This is a genomic window from Exiguobacterium sp. s130 (assembly GCF_018619055.1).
Taxonomy (GTDB): Bacteria; Bacillota; Bacilli; order Exiguobacteriales; family Exiguobacteriaceae; genus Exiguobacterium_A.
Map to the genome: position 1 here is coordinate 110,687 of NZ_JACSNI010000001.1, position 17,941 is coordinate 128,627.

The window sequence follows — 17,941 nt, forward strand, 5'->3', positions numbered from 1 at the left end:
GATAGGTAGGAGGAAACACGATGAACGAACTCGGTTTAAAAGGCCGCGTCGTCGCGGTCATGGGACCTGTCATCGACGTTAAGTTCGAAGGACACTTACCGAACATCTACAACGCGCTCCGTATTCAATATACGCCGCAAACTGTAGAAGAAGTGGCTATCGACTTGACGCTTGAGGTCGCCCTGCACCTTGGTGACGACGTCGTCCGTACCATTGCGATGGACTCTACGGATGGAGTACGCCGTGGAATGGAAGTACTCGATACGAATGCTCCAATCTCGGTACCCGTCGGAGAAGCGACACTTGGTCGCGTCTTCAACGTACTCGGTAACCCAATTGATGAAAAAGAAATCGCTGCTGACGTGGAACGTCTTCCGATCCACAAAAAAGCACCGACTTTCGATAACCTTTCAACGAAAGTTGAAATCCTCGAGACTGGAATTAAAGTCGTCGACTTGCTCGCTCCTTACATCAAGGGTGGTAAGATCGGTCTCTTCGGTGGTGCCGGTGTAGGTAAGACCGTCCTCATCCAGGAATTGATCAACAACATCGCCCAAGAGCACAGCGGTATCTCGGTATTCGCAGGTGTTGGTGAGCGGACGCGTGAAGGAAATGACTTGTTCCACGAGATGACGGATTCAGGCGTTATCAAACAAACAGCGATGGTCTTCGGTCAGATGAACGAACCACCGGGTGCACGTCTTCGTGTTGCCTTGACTGGTTTGACGATGGCGGAATACTTCCGTGATGAGCAAGGACAAGACGTTCTTCTCTTCGTTGATAACATCTTCCGTTACACACAAGCGGGTTCTGAGGTATCGGCCCTTCTCGGTCGTATGCCATCTGCCGTTGGTTACCAACCGACACTCGCAACAGAGATGGGTATGCTTCAAGAGCGGATTACATCAACAAACAAAGGTTCGGTTACATCGATCCAAGCGGTTTATGTACCAGCCGATGACTATACTGACCCGGCTCCTGCGACGACGTTTGCTCACTTAGATGCAACGACGAACCTTGAGCGCCGTCTCTCTGAGATGGGGATCTATCCTGCCGTGGATCCACTTGCTTCGACATCACGTGCCCTTTCACCGGAAATCGTCGGCGAAGAGCACTACAGTGTCGCTCGTCAAGTTCAGGAAACACTTCAGCGTTATAAAGAACTTCAAGATATCATCGCGATCCTCGGTATGGACGAGTTGTCAGAAGACGACAAATTGACTGTACACCGTGCGCGTCGTATCCAGTTCTTCTTGTCGCAGAACTTCCACGTAGCTGAGCAGTTCACAGGACAAAAAGGATCGTACGTCCCAGTTAAGGATACGATCCGCGGCTTCAAAGAAATCCTCGAAGGTAAACACGATGACTTAACGGAAGAAGCATTCCGTCTCGTCGGTCCGATCGAAGATGCGATTGAAAAAGCGAAGGCGCTTGTCTAAGTGACAAAGCATAAGGGGGACTTGAGATGAACACACTTCATGTCAATATCGTCACCCCGGATGGCGAAGTGTATGATGGCGATATCCGTATGGTCGTTGCGAAGACGATTTCTGGTGAGATCGGGGTTCTCCCGCACCACGTCCCACTCGTGACACCACTCGATATCAGCATCTTGAAGTTGCGCCACGAAGATGGCGGACGCACGTTGATCGCTATCAGCGGTGGCTTTATGGAAGTGCGCCAGGATACTGTAACGGTTCTTGCGGAAACTGCGGAGCAAGCAGACAAGGTCGATTACGACCGGGCTGCAGCTGCGAAGGTTCGCGCAGAACGTCGTCTCCAGGACACGAAACTATCAGAACTCGAATTCAAACGCGCTGAACTTTCACTGAAACGAGCAGTTAACCGTCTCAGCTTGAAAGACTACGGTCGCGATTGATTCGACCAAAGACCCGAATTCCTTTGCGGAATCGGGTCTTTTTTTGTACGATACGCCAATGATTTTTCTAAAAGCAAACGTTTTCGCAAGAGGGAGGACGATACAGGTTTAAAACACCGTAAAAATGTAAAAGTACATTATATGCCTCGTCTTCACAATTTCTTCAACATTTTTTCTTTAGAAGACTAAATTTATCTTCAATAAATATATTTTATACGCTAAAATTAATTCAGCGTGTTCTTTTTTGTTTGCGCAATCATTCATTTTATGAAATCATAGTAAAGTTGGAGAAACTATGAAAAAGAGGTGCAACGAAAGTGACATCTATTGGTGTGAGTGCGTTAGTTAGTATGCTGGTCTACATCGTAGCGATTCTACTCGCTTGGTGGTCCTTATTACCAGTCAAATGGGAGAAAATCCTGCAACATCCTAAAGGACCGCATGCGGTAGCCCTGCGAACGATTCTAGCCATTGCACTTGGATCAATCGTAGCTCGCTTTTTATTGGATTATGCCGGTTTTGCACAGCGTCTTCAGTTTTTAATTGGGTGAACTTGTAACTGCATTGTAAACCCTGAAATGGTAATTTGTTTTAACATGGAACAGGACACTGCTCTTTCAATGAAGGAACACAGTCATTTAGCAATCATTTAACACTATAATCGAAACGTCGTATTGGCTTTGGAGTAAGAGATCAACAATAGGGAAGTTTCTTTTCTAACATTCGTTGAATTCCAACTATGATCCTCACCAATCACGAATTGAACATACTAGAACAGAAACGAAGCAGAGGAGTAGGGAGAATGGAAAAAATCGTTGTCCGTGGCGGACGTAAATTAGCTGGAACAGTCAAAGTAGAAGGTGCAAAGAACGCGGTCTTAAAAACACTCGTCGCGACATTGCTTGCATCAGAGGGCCAATCGGTTCTTCAAAACGTACCACGTCTAGCAGACGTCTATACAATCAATAACGTCTTACGCAACTTGAATGCGGAAGTCGAGTTCGACGCTGAAGCAAACACGGTGACAGTCAATGCCGAACCGAATCTTAAAGATGAAGCGCCACTCGAATACGTCCGTAAGATGCGGGCTTCGATCCTCGTCATGGGTCCATTACTTGCACGTCTCGGTCGCGCACGTGTCGCGATGCCAGGTGGCTGTGCGATTGGTTCACGTCCAATCGATCTTCACCTAAAAGGCTTCGAAGCGATGGGCGCGAAGACGATCATCGGAAACGGATTCGTCGAAGCACATGTCGACGGTCGTCTCAAAGGTGCGAAAATTTACCTCGACTTCCCATCAGTCGGTGCGACAGAAAACATCATGATGGCTGCGACACTCGCAGAAGGAACGACAATCATTGAAAACGTCGCAAAAGAACCAGAAATCGTTGATCTTGCGAACTTCTTGAACGCAATGGGCGCAAAAGTCCGCGGTGCAGGTACAGAAACGATCCGCATCGAAGGCGTCGAGAAATTACATGGTGCGACACACTACGTCATTCCGGACCGGATCGAAGCAGGTACGTTCATGATCGCAGCAGCAATCACAGAAGGTGACGTCGAAGTCATCGGTGCAGAGCGTGAACACCTTCGTCCACTCATCTCGAAGATGGAAGAGATGGGCGTTAAGATCACGGATACAGAAGAAGGTCTCCGTGTCGTCGGTCCAGAAAAACTCGAAGCAGTCGACGTCAAGACGATGCCACACCCAGGCTTCCCGACAGACGTTCAGGCACAAATGATGGCACTTGTTCTCAAGGCAGGCGGCACATCGGTCATCACGGAAACAGTCTTCGAGAACCGCTTCATGCACGTCGAAGAATTCCGTCGCATGAACGCGGATATCAAAATCGAAGGTCGTTCATCGATCATCAATGGCGGCGTGCAATTACAAGGCGCAGAAGTGCTTTCAACAGACCTTCGCTCAGGTGCGGCACTCGTCACAGCAGGATTGATCGCTGAAGGCGAAACGCGCGTTGGCGCACTTCACCACATCGACCGTGGATACGTCGACTTCCACTTGAAGTTACAAGCACTTGGTGCAGACGTAGAACGTGTGACAGAAGAAGCGGCAGTCGTTGAAGAAACAGCTGCAACAAAACTTTAAGCACTCATTCAAGAGCATTCTCTCGTTTCCGGGAGGATGCTTTTTTTGTTGTCTTTTCAAAAAGATGACAATGAAATCAGAAAAGCCGAAAAAGAAAGTCGTTTCACGATGGGGCATATGCTAGAATTGAAAGGTATGTATACATAAATGGGTTAGACGTCCAAACGACGTTCTATATTTTGGAAGAATAGCCAGTGGGTAAAGGAGAGCACACGAGATGTTTTCAAGAGATATCGGAATCGACTTAGGGACGGCGAATGTCGTCATTCATGTAAAAGGTAGAGGCATTGTCCTCGATGAGCCATCGGTCGTCGCGATCGATAAGGCGACAGGCAAGATTCACGCGGTAGGGACAGAAGCACACTTGATGGTGGGCCGGACACCGGGAAACATCGTGGCCATTCGACCGCTTCAAGACGGCGTCATTGCTGATTTCGAAATGACAGAAGCGATGCTACGCCATTTCATCGATAAGATTGAGGTCCGTAAGATGTTTGGTGGAGTCCGCATGTTGATTTGTACACCAGCAAGCATCACGACGGTCGAAGCAAAAGCGATTCGCCAAGCTGGTGAAAAATCAGGCGCGAAGACGGTCTTCCTTGAAGTCGAGCCGAAGGTCGCAGCAGTTGGTGCCGGTATGGACATTTGGATGCCAGCAGGGCACATGGTCATTGATATCGGTGGTGGAACGACGGATGTTGCCGTCCTTTCAATGGGTGATATCGTTTGCGGTGAAACGATCAAAGTCGCAGGCGACCGGTTTGATCACGACATCATCCGCTCGATCAAGGATACGCATAAGTTGATCATCGGGGAGCGAACAGCGCAAGCCGTCAAGACGACGGTCGCGACGGTCTCAGAAGACGGACGTCGGGAACAGATGGATATTCGTGGACGCAATCTCGTGACGGGCTTACCGCACAACATCACGGTGACATCAGAAGAGATGCATGAGGCACTTGCAGAAGCAGCAATGGAGATCGTCGAAGCAACGAAGCGTGTGCTCGAGAAGACACCACCAGAGCTTGCAGCGGACATCATCGACCGTGGCATCATCCTGACGGGTGGGGGCGCACTTCTTGACGGAATCGACCAGTTACTTGCAAAAGAACTCGGCCTACCGGTTCTGATCGCAGAAGATCCGATGTTATGTGTCGCACGCGGTACAGGGATCATGCTCGACAATCTTGGGAAGTAAGAGCGTGTCAGCGTAAAGGATATGATTTTTCGTAAAAATTCATTCCTATAACGACCGTCTTGTCCTTCTCGCTTTCCACAGGCGGGAGGTAAGCCGCGACAGCGCGCATTTCATGCGAGTTGTCGGGTCTTACCTATCCCTGACGAAAGTGCTGCTTGTACTTTCTTTTCCTGCAGGAGTCGAGAATGGACAAGTTCGTTCGATATGAATCAAACCAATAGGGAGTCCGGTTTCCGAAGTACGTATCGGAAACTGGACTCCCCTTGTTTTAAACATAATGCTTAGTCCATAATGTCATGGTACTAAATGATTATGTGCCTCCTTGTGCTTCATCCGACTCCTACAGGAAAAAGCGCAAATTTTTGCGCTGTCAGAGACAAACAAGACCTGGGTTCACTGTTATACGAACAGTGAAGACTGGCTTGTGTCTCGCTTGAGGAAAGCGGATGAAAAGTAAAGGGGCATAAAGATGACTTACTGCGTACTACGCATGAAAGCCTGGTACGCTTCAAAATCATGATAGACGATGGCACTTGGTGGCAACGAACTTGCCATCGTCTGATTGACGAGCTGATTCAGCTGCGTCCGTGTTTTGCCGTAGAACGTAATGTCTGGTGTTTCCGGAAGCTCCGTGAATTCAATAGCATACGATAAACGATATCCGTTACTCGCCGCATACAATGCATCCGTCATCGTGATGGCGCCAAGTCCGTTGCCGCCACCGTAAACGGTCCGGTAACTCATCAATGTGACTTCATCAGCGAGATCCATCGCCCATTCGCTGATGGAACGCCCACCTGCATCCTGTACGGTATGGAACCAGAACGGGAGGAACAGTTGTAGCGGTAATCCTTCAGCAGATGATTTCTCACGGAAGGCGAGTAAGATCCGTTCATAAGAGGCGATGACTCCTGGCTGGTCCGTCTCCCATTCCGGTAAGGCGTACGGTTCGAGATCGACACTGATACCGTCCGGATGACTGATCGTCTCCTGCTGATAGGTCGAGATCCAGGCTAGCGGATCCTCGACGTTCGGTCGAGCTGTCGTTCCTTCGTTTGTAATCCAGCGTGGCTGTCCGAACAGAAAGTAGACTTCGATTCCGACAGCATGCGCTTTTTCAACGAACGTTCGGTAGAGAGTACGGTCACCCTCAACAGCGACATGCAGATAGACACGTTTCATCTGTCTGTTTGCCAGCTGATTGATCTTCGTTGAAATGGTTTTGGCCTCTGGGATGGACCAGATGACCGTGTGACGAGTGACGGAAACGGCAGCTGAACTCTTGAGTGGTAGTCCGAATTGAAGCAACGACAGGCAGACTACGCCAATCAAAAAGCGTTTCATTTCAATTTCACTCCTTCGTGTGGATTACCTTACTATCGGTCGTTACGCATTGACTTATATGCATCAAAGGTCCTGTTCTACACTTTGACAGTTCAAATCCTAGACATTTCATAATGTGAAGTGTATATTAAAAGTTGTTGTTTTGAAATGAATTGTAAAATAAAAGGAAGTGATGCCACAATGCCATTGTGGAAAAGAAATTTAGTAGTCGTCTGGTTCGGTAGTTTTTTAACTTCCGCCGCCCTTAGTCTCGTTTTACCGTTTTTGCCCTTATTCATTGAAGAGCTCGGTGTCGACCGCCGACAAGATATTACGACGTGGTCCGGGATTGCCTTTGGTGCCACCTTCCTCGTCGCTGCGATCGTCTCACCGATTTGGGGACGTCTTGCCGATCGAAAAGGGCGTAAGCTCATGCTACTCCGAGCAAGTCTTGGTATGTCGATCGTCATGTTCTTAATCAGTTTCGTTCAAGACGTGTATCAACTCGTATTCTTACGTCTTGTCATGGGAGCCGTATCCGGATTCATCTCAGCCGGGATTACAATGGTTGCTTCCCAAACCCCAAAAGAGAAAAGTGGCTGGGCGCTCGGCACCCTGTCGACCGGTGGGATTGCCGGTGGATTGCTAGGACCTCTCATTGGAGGATTCCTCGCCGACGTTGTTGGGCTTCGACCCGTTTTTCTCTTTACGAGCGTTCCGCTCTTCATTACCTTCCTCGTGACCTACTTCTTCGTCAAAGAAGAATTCGTCCCACTGGAAGTCAAAAAGATGGCGTCCGCGAAGGAAATCATCCAGTCACTTCGCCATCCGGAACTCATTTTAAGCCTTTTCTTGACGACGTTCCTGATTCAGTTCGCGGCACAATCGATTAGTCCAATTCTGTCGCTGTATGTCCGGGAACTCAGTCCAGGTACCGAACGACTCGCCTTGTTATCTGGGATTGTTGCCTCGGCACCAGGGATTGCGGCACTGATCGCTGCACAACGGCTGGGTCGTCTCTCCGATAAGATTGGCGCTGAGCGTGTCTTATTCTTTGCATTACTCGTCTTTGCAGCTTTCTTGATTCCGCAAGCATTCGTCACGGATACAAGTCAATTGATCGTCTTACGGATGGGAATCGGTTTTGCGACAGCAGCACTGATGCCGTCGGTACAGGCACTGCTCCGGAAGAATACGCCAGCCAATGCATCAGGACGTATCTTTGGATATAATCAGTCCGCGCAGTTCATGGGGAACTTCCTCGGACCACTCGCAGGTGGACAGATTGCCGGTCACTTTGGTTTTGAAGCGCTGTTCCTCTTTACTGGCTTGATCGTCATCACGAATGCGGTGCTAGAGCGAACACAAACGGCTGTTTTAAAGAAAAATCCGAATAACTAATGAGAAGCTTCCATTTCCTAGACTGTGTTTGGGGAACGGAAGCTTTTTTTCATAGGATTTACCTTAAGTATCTTTAAATTATTATCTAAAGTATAACAATATTTGTCAATTTTCAATATGTAAACTATGGAAAAGTGAATTATGGAATTGAGGTAGGTCTTTCGATGCATCTCTAATGGATATTACCGTTTTGTTCAAAAAAACTCATAATTCCTCTTCGGTCGACCGATATACTGAAAGGAAAGAATTGAACATGAAGTCAATGAGGAGATGGAACGCATGCTACGAGGAATGTATACGGCGTCAAATGCGATGCAGGCATTACAACGTCAACAGGAAATGCTCAGTAACAACTTGGCGAATGCGCGGACGCCGGGCTTCCGCGCTGATCAAGCGTCACTCCGAACGTTTCCGGAGATGCTGATCCAGCAGACAGCAAACAATGAACGGACCGGGGTGCGGGGAGTCGCGACGGTCGGGAAACTCGCGACCGGTGTCTTCATGCAGGCAGCGACCCCGAACTTCACGCAAGGTTCGATCACGGAGACAGGCAATGCGACCGATCTGCAAATCAGTTCACTTGAAGGAGCGCCGCTTTTCACGATTCGTCACCGGGATCCGTTGACAGGAGAGGAAGAGACGCTTTACACGACGAACGGACAGTTTGCCGTCGGACAAGACGGGTTACTCCGGACGACAGAAAATGATCTCGTTCTTGATACGAATGGGCAACCACTCGACGTCGTCAATGAGGACTTCAAAGTCGATGCGGACGGAGCCGTCACGGATGGAAATGGTCAAGCGATCGGAAACCTTGGTCTCGTCGTAACGGATCAACCGGAGACGCTCGAACGGACCGGAAATGGTCTATTCCGGTCAACCAATCCATTGAATGCCGGAAACGTCCGAGTCGATCAAGGTGTACTCGAACTCGGAAATGTCGAGATCGAACAGACGATGGCGGAGATGAATGCTGGTCTGCGTCAGTTCGAAGCCAATCAAAAAGTCATTCAAGCGTACGACCGGACAGCAGAAAAAGCTGTTTCCGAAATCGGACGCGTTCGTTAAATAGGAGGATACGATGCAATCAATCTATACATCCGCAAGTACGATGGGACAACTGCAAAAACAGCTTGATACGACCGGGCAAAACCTTGCCAATGTTGATACGAACGGCTATAAACGGCGGGATGCTCAGTTCAATGAACTACTCGTCCGTAACATCAATAACCAAGCGACAGGCTTCACACCAGGTCCCTTGACGACGCCAGAGGGTCTTCGACTCGGCGTCGGTGGTTATGTCGCGAACGAAGCGACACGTTTTGGCGTCGGAACATTCCGGACGACGGATCGAAAACTCGATGCGGCACTCGGAAACCCGCACCATTTCTTCGGTGTCATCGATACGGATGGCGTGACGAAGTTTACGCGGGACGGAAACTTCCAGTTGTCGCCGCAAGCGAACGGACAAGTCCTGTTAACGGACGATGCCGGGCGCTCCGTCATCAACCAGGCGAATGATCCAATCGTCTTACCGGCGAACGCGACCGAGATTGAACTGAACAAGGACGGCAACATCACCGGCATCTTAAACGGGGATCGTCGTGTCCTCGCTCGAGTGGGTGTCGCGGACATCCCGAACTACGGAGAGCTGACGGAAGTCGGGGGTGGCTTGTTCACAGCAACCGGACAATACCAGAATGCGACGGGGAATCCGTTGACGGTCGGTCGGCTTGAGACATCGAACGTCGATATGGCGCTTGAGATGACGAACTTGACGCAGCTCCAGCGAGCGTATCAGTTTAACTCGAAAGCGTTGATGACGAGTGATCAGATGATGGGGATCGTCACGTCACTGAAATAAAACATCACAAAAGGGTGATGCTTCTCACAAGAGAGGTATCACCCTTTTCATTATTTTTCCTGTAACGCGAGATAGATCGCGGCCATGTCCGCGTCGCCGTAAGCGGGTTTCGCATCAGTGTAGCTAGCGTCCGTTGCTTGCGCAAGGGGCAGCTCAAGCTGTTGTCGTCTCGCTTCTGCCATGATCAGTCCGAGATCCTTTGCCATCAGACGGAGCGGGAAAGCAGACGGGAAGTCGTTCTTCCGGTACATGTCAAGTTTGCCGCCGAAGAGGGGAGTGTTCATCCCGGAAGCACTGATCATCTGGATCAGCTTCTCTTTCTCGAGCCCGGCACCTTCTCCAAGTAGTAATGTTTCCGCGACCCCTTGACCGACGACTGCGAGCAATAAATTGATGGCGAGCTTCGCCGCACTGCCTGAGCCATGTGGTCCAAAATGAATCGTTTCCTTGCCAAGTAGGTCAAAATACGGCTGACAAGTCGCGACGACGTTCGCGTCACCGCCGGCAAGCAGGACGAGCTGACCGTTTTCTGCGACCGGAACGGAGCCCGAGACAGGCGATTCCAGATACGTCCCGTCATTCTTTTCGACGAGATGAGCCATCTCCTTCGTTTCTTCTGGTGAGATTGTACTTAAGTTAACGATCGTCTTACCGGTGAGGTTCTCTTGGATACTTTCGAGAACGGACGCGACGGCAGGTCCGTCCGCTAACATGACGAAGAGAATGTCGCTCTGACGTACCACGTCCTGTACTTCTTTGACAGCTGTTGCTCCTAATTCTGTCAACGGAGCAGTCTTTTCATACGTCCGGTTATAGACGATCAGATCATGACCGCCGTCGAGTAGCCGTTTTGCCATCGGTACACCCATATGTCCTAAACCGATCCATCCGAGTTTCATGTCGATTCCTCCTTAAAATAATGCGCTTTTGACTATACCCCGCGCTTCGCCGAATCTAACGACAAAACAGACCGTCCACATGATGTGAACGGTCGTGTGATTAATCTTCATAGGTGAGGATGGTCGAAATAACGGCGATGGGGAAACGAATCGTAAAGGTCGATCCGACACCGACGACGGATTCGACATCAATCGTTCCGTTGTGGTGCTTGACGATCTCCTTACAAATCGACAGACCAAGACCGGTTCCGCCAATTTTGCGTGTCTCGGAGTTATCGACACGATAGAACTTATCGAACAATTTCGGAAGGGCGTCTTGCGGAATCCCGATGCCTTCATCTTGGATACGGATTTGAGCGAAACCAAGTTCATTTGTAATCCGTATCAAGACTGTACCACCGCTTGGCGAGTACTTGACGGCGTTGCTGAGCAGATTGTTCAGCAACTGTTTCATCTTTTCCGCATCCCCGTCGATCATGATTGGTCCACGAGCCTCGAAATCAATTATATGCGTCTCATGGGAGACATCATAAAACTCAATCAAGTCCTGGGCAAGTTCAACGACATCAAACGTCGTCATCTCATAACGGTGTTCACTCGACTCCATGCGCTGGACATCGAGGAAGTCGTTGACGAGTGTCGTCAGGCGACCGGTCTCGGAGTGGATCGTCTGGAGGTACTTCCGTTGCCGTTCCTCCTCGAACCGTTTGTTGAGCATCAGCTCCGTGAAGCCATAGATCGAAGAGAGCGGTGTCCGTAACTCATGCGAGACGGTCGAGACGAACTCTTCCTTCATCCGCTCGGCTTCCGTTTCTTTCGTCACGTCGCGGAGAACGAGCATCGTACCGACCCACATACCGTCTACCTCGATCTTCTCCGCGTAGATTTGGATGTAAGTACTATGCTTGCGGATCGAGACGATCAAGCTGTCTTTTGGTAAATCAAGTTCGACGATCTGTTCGATGTAACGTTCGAATGCTGCCGGTTCGTCAATGATGTCAGCGAGTGCCTGCATCGCTTGCTCGAAGGCAGAACGTTCTTCGTCTTCGAACGTTGTCGGGACTTCCGGAAACAACGTCATGAGAGGTTCGTTGACGAGCAACTCATCCGTCTCATGTTCGATGTAGACGACAGCTTCGCGAATCGAGTTCAACAGTTGCGTCGTCTTGTTCTTCTCGCGGATCATTTCCTCATAGATCCCCATCCGTAGGAGAGAGAGCGACAATTGATGCGAGAACGACAAGATGTCGCTCATCTGCTCCGTCGTGAAGGCATCACGATAACGAACGAGATAGATGCAGGCGATCATATGCTCTTTTGACGGATCAAGGACCGGAACCGCGACTTCATACATATAGTACGGGTACGGAAGCGGGCTTTCGTGCGCGACCTGTTTCGATGAGTGCACAGGACGCTTCAAGAGACGTGCCCGGTGCAGGAGCGACTGATCGTCAGAGGCGAGACGACCGACCATCTCTTCTGTCATTCCGTAATCGATCGTCGAGCGGACTTCCTGTTGATCGAGGAACAAGAGGGCACCGATTTCAGAATGCGTGATCGAGACGAGTTTCTCGATGATTTCCGGATAAGCCGTCAACGTCTCACGAGAAGCAAGCGTCTCAGTCAGTTCATTACGATACTTGAGGTGTTGTTCACTCCGAAGTGTGATATCAAGTGCTTCCTCGAGTTCTTCCTGCTGCGCTTGCAATTCTTCTTGCTGCGCGACGAGTTCTTCCTGTTGCGCTTGGAGTTCTTCGTTCTTCGCGAGCATGTGGACTTTATTGTCCGCGATCGAAGCCGCCATCTGATTGAACGATGCCGTTAGCGTATGCAGTTCATCCTTACGTTTCGGTAACGGAATCGCTTGGATGTCTTCCCCTGATGCAAGTAGAGCACTGTCGTGGGATAGCGTATTGATCTGTTTCGTGACGCGGCTGATGAATGGGCGAACGAGAGATAAGAGGACGAGAATCAAGACGACGAGATTCGACAGCCAGATGAACTGCGCGACACGCATCTCACTTAAAAGATCGTTTTTCGCGACCATTTCCTTCTTTTCGATCAACGTCAGATAATCTGAAAGCAACGTATCAATCCGTGTCATGTCGACGTCTGCTTCTGATAAGCTGACCGACCCGCGTAACGTCCCATTTTTGGTGAACAAGTCTTTCCCGTTGGAAAGAGCAGCGAGCGTGTCAGGAGTCACAAAGTCTTCATTGATCTTCCCGTCCTTTTTTCCTTCGACGTATTCGTTGAGAAGTGGAAGAGATGTACCGAAATAATCGTTATAAATGCGACGAGTCGCTGTCGCATATTCTTTCCCTTGCTCATAAATTGCATACTTTTCGAACCACGTCGTCAGACGATTGATTTCCTGCTGATTCGTCTTCACCTGATCAAGTGTTTCCTGTGAACCAGTCAATAAGTAAGATTTGACGTTACTTTGCGCGACGGTCCATTCGTTAGCGAGTGCATTCGCATTCGTCCGCCGTTCACGTAAATCATCAAATGTTGCATTGGCTTGATCGATCTTCTGTTCCGTATAGAAATAGACGATCGCAGACGTGATGCTAAGAGCGACGAACACCATATAGAAGGCGAACATCAATTGACGACCGATGGTACGATTAATCCATTTCACTGGGGTATCCTCCGTATTCTGTTTTACATGTATGAAAAAGATTGCTTAAATGCCGAATATATTCATCTTACGTAGTTTTAAAGGTCTCGGCAAATTTGAATCTGCAAAAACCACTAAAACAAATATATCATATATTTGTTAATTGATATTAAATGATACATTTTTTAAGAATAAGGATTAAGAAGCAATGTTTTAAGGAAAAACCATAGAAGATATTGAACTTCATCATTTTAAGTAGGGAAGTGGTTAGATGCAAAAAATGTTTGAAAACAAATGGTATCGATTCGCATGGTGGGTCATGACATTGCTCATCATCGTCTGGATTGGCGATCATGTTACGTTCTTGTTCCGACCGATCGCAATTCTGCTTCAAATGGTCGTACCACCCCTTGCAATCGCTGGGATTCTCTACTATGTCCTGTTGCCAATCGTCGAGTTGCTCGAGAAAAAGATGAAGCGGCGACCTGCTGTCTTAATCGTGCTCGTCGGTTTAATCGGTATTTTAGCGACACTCGGCTTCATCTTTGGTCCGATGTTGTCGGAGCAGATCACACAGTTCGTCAATTCGATACCGACGCTCGCGACACAGTTCCAGCGCCAATTGATTGACGTTCGAGACCAACTCGAAAACAGTGCAGCTTTTTCACGTTTCCTATCAGGACCGGATAACTTGTTCAATAAGTTCTCAGGGAATATCTCGGAATACGCATCGACGTTCCTGAAGAACATCGGTACGGGTGTCGGTGGGTTCGTTAGCGTCCTGACGACAGCGGTCGTGACGATCATCATCATTCCGATCATGTTGATCTATATGTTACTTGACGGCGATAAGCTTAAAGGTAATCTCGTTAAGCTGATGCCGTATGAGTACCATAAGGAAACGCAAAAAATCCTCGGGGACGTCCACGTGACGATCATGAGCTACATCCGCGGGCAAGTCATCGTCAGTATTGGTGTCGGGATCATCGCCTATATCGGATATCTCATCATCGGAATCGATTATGCGTTGTTACTCGCCTTGTTTGCGACACTGACGAATATCATTCCGTTTCTCGGTCCGGTTCTCGGTGTCATTCCGGCATTGATCGTTGGGTTCATCCAGGATCCGATCCTTGCGATTTATGCGATCATCGTCATGACGGTCGCGCAACAGATCGATTCGCACATCATGTCACCACTTGTACAAGGGAAGACACTCGATGTCCACCCGTTGACAATCATCATCGTCTTGCTTGTCGCGGGGAACATCGCCGGGTTCTTCGGAGTCTTGCTCGGTGTACCGTTCTACGCTGTCATGAAGGTCGTCATTCTAAACATCCGTCGTCTCTATCACCTCCGATCGCAGAAGAAGATGGTCATCACGGAGGAAGAAAAGACGTTCGATACGATCATCACGGAGCGCGATTGAGTTTTGAAATTCATGTAAAAGTGCGTCATACTGAAGAGGTAGCTAAGAGAAGGGGGCAAGAATCAGATGGATTCACGTCATACCGAAGAACAAGCTGATCTACTGGCGTTGCAAAAATTTCAACACAACTTCGAGAACAGTTTGAAGTCGAGCATCATTTATCTCTTGCGTGATGGCGCATTGACGATCGGGGAACTCGAGCAACGGATTGATCAGTCACACGGACAAATCCTCGAGCAGCTGCAGGAGCTGATTGAAGACGGACTCGTCATCCAGCAGATGTCTGAGAAAGTGCACGGACTGGCCTATTATTTGACGGCACCGGCAGAAGACCTCGTTCGACAATTCACGGAATCGATCCGGTGGAGTAAACAGCACATCCGATATTGAACAGCAGGATTCTAGACCTCCGAGCAGCTGCTCGGAGGTCTTTTTTTTACGGCGATCCTCCTATAAAAATGACATACGAGGAAAGAACCAGGTCAAAACAAGGCGATGCATTCTTCTTCAATGCTTCTGAACGAGCGAACGAACTTGAAGAGTAGTAGATAAAAGTAGAGCAGGAACCAGATCATCCGTTGGTTCCTGCTCTGCTATCATTTTTGGACGGCGCTGAACGCATCCTCTGATTCGATTCCGGCTTTACTGACTGCCGTGATGACGAAACGACCTGTTGCATCTTTTGGGAGCGGGAATGCTTTACGCTCGATTGATTCCGTTGTACCGAGTTTTTTGCGTTTTCCGTCCTTCTCTTGATAGATGTTGTATTTGACGACATCCTCATCTGTTGAGGCATACCAGTTGATGAATCCACCACTGACACGGATGTTCGTCGCTGGTTTTGGTGGTGTCTTGACGGGATCTGATGCCTTTTCGTCTAATTCCGTGAAAACGACGAGGCGGTTATCATACGTTCCTTGGTTCTGATCGTATGTCCCGATACAGGTGATTAAGTTCAAGTTCCGCGTATCGGCTGGACCGAAGATTTTTTTGAGTGGTGCTTTTAAGTGATCGTACTGGATGAGCTCTTTGACACGAAAGACGAGCTTACGCCCGGAAGCATCCGTCACTTCGACCGGATCACCCTTTTTTAGTTCATGCAGTTTATAGAAGATGGCGGGACCGGTCTTCGTATCGGTATGACCGTCAATGACGGCGTTCCCGACATCACCCGGACGCGGACCGAACTTATACCAGCCGGCTTGTTGTTCATTTTTAGGCGTTGCCATCGCGCCATCTTGATCGAGTCCGACTTGTTCGACCTTCGTCTTGATGTCATGTTTCGGAATGAAGAGTTGTTTTGGGAGCTCGACCTCTGTCGTCGAGAGATCCTTGAACTCCTTCTTAAAGATTTCTGACGGCTTGAGCGGATCTTCCTTCGTCTCGGAAGAGGCCGCGGATTCTGTTTTAACATCACCTTGCGTGATGTTCGACGTGTCCGGCTTTGATTGACCGAACAAGAGGAACAGCAATGTCCCGACCGATGCGACCATCAAAAGAATGCTCGCCGGTAATAACCAACGGTTCATGTGCGCGTAGCTCCTTTCCGAGAGAAGGGGTTCCCTCTATGTAAAAAAACAGGATAGCGGATCGCTATCCTGTTTTTGAGTATACCCATTTTGAGTATACCCAATTTCTTAGGCGTTTTGACGTTTGCGTGCGAGGACAAGACCAACTGCTCCGAGTGCAAGACCGAATACTGCGATCGCACCAGTTGTTGCAGCTGTGTTGTTGCTATCGCTCATACCACCGTTACCTGTGTTCGGCATTGATCCTGGAGTACCATCCATGAACTTCTCTGGTGATTGTTTGACGATGGCATCACCGAGGTTAGCCCCTACGCCGTACATGTAAGCGTAAGATTCCCGGAATGTGTCGACAGAACCTTTGTAGTCGCCTTCCACATACTGCATGAATGTGTCTTGAACGTACGTCTCGTGACCGGATACGGCTTCTTGTGCTGCTTTTGTTGGAAGGTTTTCTTCTGTAGCCGCACCAAGGAATGCGCCGAAGTCGTTCGAGAACATTTTGAGCATGTCTTGCGCGTCACCCATCAATTTCTTGTCGTCGTTGACGGCTGCTGTGACGAGGTTCGCTTGGGCTTCGATGTGGTTTTTCGTCCAAACTTGTTCGAATTGATCAGCACCGGCTTGACCGTAGATTGATTTGATGGCTGCTTTGAAGTCCGCTGTGTGCATGTCTTCAGCCCAGTTTGCTGCATCGTAGTCTTTTGCTTTATCCACACCAGCTGTCATGCTGAGGTTGGCAAGTGCGACGTGTTCAGCGGCAAGGCTGTTGAGTGTTGAACGAAGATCGGCTGCTTTTGAGTCAGCTTTCGTGTTGTCGAATTTCTCAGGCATCTGTGTTGTGATCGCAACAGAGAGTGCTTTTGAGATGTCATACATACGGCTGTATCCTTCGCGGAACGTGTTGTACGATCCTTCGTAGTCACCAGCTGCGTATTGCTCAAATGTTTTATAGACGTCTGCCTCGTGCGCACGGAGAACTTCTTCAGCTGCTGCTTTCGGGAGTTTACCTTCCGTTGCTGTATCGAGGAAGCTTGAGAGATCTTGTACGAACTCTTCTGTTTCTTTCTTCGAAGCGTTGATACCGTCTTGGTCATTCGCTTTTACGGCTTTGACGAGGTCAGTCGTATATTTGTTGTGAGCAACGAAGATTTTTTCGAATTGTTTCGCGCCTTCATCACCATAGACAGAAGCAATCGCTGGTGTCATGTCGAGTGCGTTTTGTTTAAGTGCTGCTTCGTAGTGCTGTGCGTCTTTTGAACCGTCATATTGTTTCTTCATGTCCATGACGGCAAGAACGAAGTGCTCAGAGAGTAATTGATCGAGTGTGGCACGAAGGTCAGCGGCTTTCGTTTTGACCGTGACGTGTTTCGGTGCATCTTGTTTCATGTCTTCTCCGCCACCGGAAGCGAATGCTGCCGTTCCTGGTAGTACGAGTGCTGCTGCCATTGCTGATGCTGCGAATTTTTTCGTGTGTTTCATCTGAAATCATTCCTCTCATTTTTTGGTTTATTTGGTAGGTGTTTCTTGCCTGTTCTGAATAGCTTACGCATCACTGGTCGATTTGGATTGCATGAAGTTTTATTTTTTTGAATAGACTGTTGAAGTGATGTTTCATGCCATCCGGTGGCCCGTTGCTGCGTCGTTCTGGAAAGCTTACGCCGAGCCGTTCATTTTGGATTTAAAAAAATCGCC

At 48.9% G+C, this 17,941-nt stretch carries 15 protein-coding genes; 10 read left to right on the top strand and 5 right to left on the bottom strand.

Annotated features, from left to right (window positions below):
- Positions 1-20: 20 nt before the first annotated feature.
- The 5 genes from atpD (at position 21) to mreB (ending at position 5,184) form a co-directional block, all read left to right on the top strand.
- A complete protein-coding gene (gene atpD / locus HZS85_RS00610; protein ID WP_058704129.1) occupies positions 21-1,439 on the top strand; it encodes a F0F1 ATP synthase subunit beta in 1,419 nt (472 codons plus the stop codon).
- A 26-nt stretch (positions 1,440-1,465) separates the two neighbouring features.
- On the top strand, positions 1,466-1,879 hold the full coding sequence (locus HZS85_RS00615) for a F0F1 ATP synthase subunit epsilon (protein WP_023469493.1): 414 nt from the start codon (positions 1,466-1,468) through the stop codon (positions 1,877-1,879).
- Between the two features lie 317 nt (positions 1,880-2,196).
- Positions 2,197-2,430 carry a DUF1146 domain-containing protein gene (locus HZS85_RS00620; RefSeq protein WP_029342736.1) on the top strand — a complete coding sequence of 78 codons (234 nt, stop codon included), beginning with the start codon at positions 2,197-2,199 and terminating at the stop codon, positions 2,428-2,430.
- 251 nt (positions 2,431-2,681) lie between these two features.
- Entirely contained in the window at positions 2,682-3,986 is a 1,305-nt protein-coding gene (gene murA, locus HZS85_RS00625; protein ID WP_214852114.1) for a UDP-N-acetylglucosamine 1-carboxyvinyltransferase, read from the top strand.
- Positions 3,987-4,203: 217 nt separating this feature from the next.
- On the top strand, positions 4,204-5,184 hold the full coding sequence (gene mreB / locus HZS85_RS00630; protein WP_035410615.1) for a rod shape-determining protein MreB: 981 nt from the start codon (positions 4,204-4,206) through the stop codon (positions 5,182-5,184).
- 474 nt (positions 5,185-5,658) lie between these two features.
- On the opposite strand, the gene HZS85_RS00635 is transcribed toward mreB, so the two are convergent.
- Positions 5,659-6,528, bottom strand: a complete 870-nt coding sequence (locus tag HZS85_RS00635; protein ID WP_214852122.1) for a hypothetical protein — start codon at positions 6,526-6,528, stop codon at positions 5,659-5,661.
- Positions 6,529-6,708: 180 nt separating this feature from the next.
- On the opposite strand from HZS85_RS00635, the gene HZS85_RS00640 reads away from it, so the two are divergent.
- The 3 genes from HZS85_RS00640 (at position 6,709) to HZS85_RS00650 (ending at position 9,772) form a co-directional block, all read left to right on the top strand.
- Positions 6,709-7,908: a multidrug efflux MFS transporter gene (locus tag HZS85_RS00640; RefSeq protein ID WP_214852123.1), complete on the top strand. Its 1,200-nt coding sequence runs from the start codon at positions 6,709-6,711 to the stop codon at positions 7,906-7,908.
- 279 nt (positions 7,909-8,187) lie between these two features.
- Positions 8,188-8,976 (top strand): flagellar hook-basal body protein, encoded by a 789-nt coding sequence (locus HZS85_RS00645; RefSeq protein WP_214852125.1) that lies wholly within the window; start codon positions 8,188-8,190, stop codon positions 8,974-8,976.
- 13 nt (positions 8,977-8,989) lie between these two features.
- Positions 8,990-9,772 carry a flagellar hook-basal body protein gene (locus tag HZS85_RS00650; RefSeq protein ID WP_035410604.1) on the top strand — a complete coding sequence of 261 codons (783 nt, stop codon included), beginning with the start codon at positions 8,990-8,992 and terminating at the stop codon, positions 9,770-9,772.
- A gap of 50 nt (positions 9,773-9,822) precedes the next feature.
- Here the strand turns inward: HZS85_RS00650 and HZS85_RS00655 are convergent, their stop codons facing one another.
- Together HZS85_RS00655 and HZS85_RS00660 are read right to left on the bottom strand one after the other, a co-directional pair.
- Entirely contained in the window at positions 9,823-10,671 is an 849-nt protein-coding gene (locus tag HZS85_RS00655; RefSeq protein WP_214852127.1) for an NAD(P)-dependent oxidoreductase, read from the bottom strand.
- A gap of 100 nt (positions 10,672-10,771) precedes the next feature.
- Positions 10,772-13,312: an ATP-binding protein gene (locus HZS85_RS00660; protein ID WP_214852128.1), complete on the bottom strand. Its 2,541-nt coding sequence runs from the start codon at positions 13,310-13,312 to the stop codon at positions 10,772-10,774.
- Positions 13,313-13,562: 250 nt separating this feature from the next.
- On the opposite strand from HZS85_RS00660, the gene HZS85_RS00665 reads away from it, so the two are divergent.
- Positions 13,563-14,720, top strand: a complete 1,158-nt coding sequence (locus tag HZS85_RS00665; protein ID WP_214852130.1) for an AI-2E family transporter — start codon at positions 13,563-13,565, stop codon at positions 14,718-14,720.
- A 66-nt stretch (positions 14,721-14,786) separates the two neighbouring features.
- Positions 14,787-15,110, top strand: coding sequence for a winged helix-turn-helix transcriptional regulator (locus tag HZS85_RS00670; RefSeq protein WP_035410591.1), 324 nt, complete (start codon positions 14,787-14,789; stop codon positions 15,108-15,110).
- Positions 15,111-15,316: 206 nt separating this feature from the next.
- On the opposite strand, the gene HZS85_RS00675 is transcribed toward HZS85_RS00670, so the two are convergent.
- Positions 15,317-16,249, bottom strand: a complete 933-nt coding sequence (locus HZS85_RS00675) for a class F sortase (RefSeq protein WP_214852131.1) — start codon at positions 16,247-16,249, stop codon at positions 15,317-15,319.
- 108 nt (positions 16,250-16,357) lie between these two features.
- Entirely contained in the window at positions 16,358-17,728 is a 1,371-nt protein-coding gene (locus HZS85_RS00680) for a copper amine oxidase (protein WP_214852133.1), read from the bottom strand.
- Between the last annotated feature and the right edge of the window lie 213 nt (positions 17,729-17,941).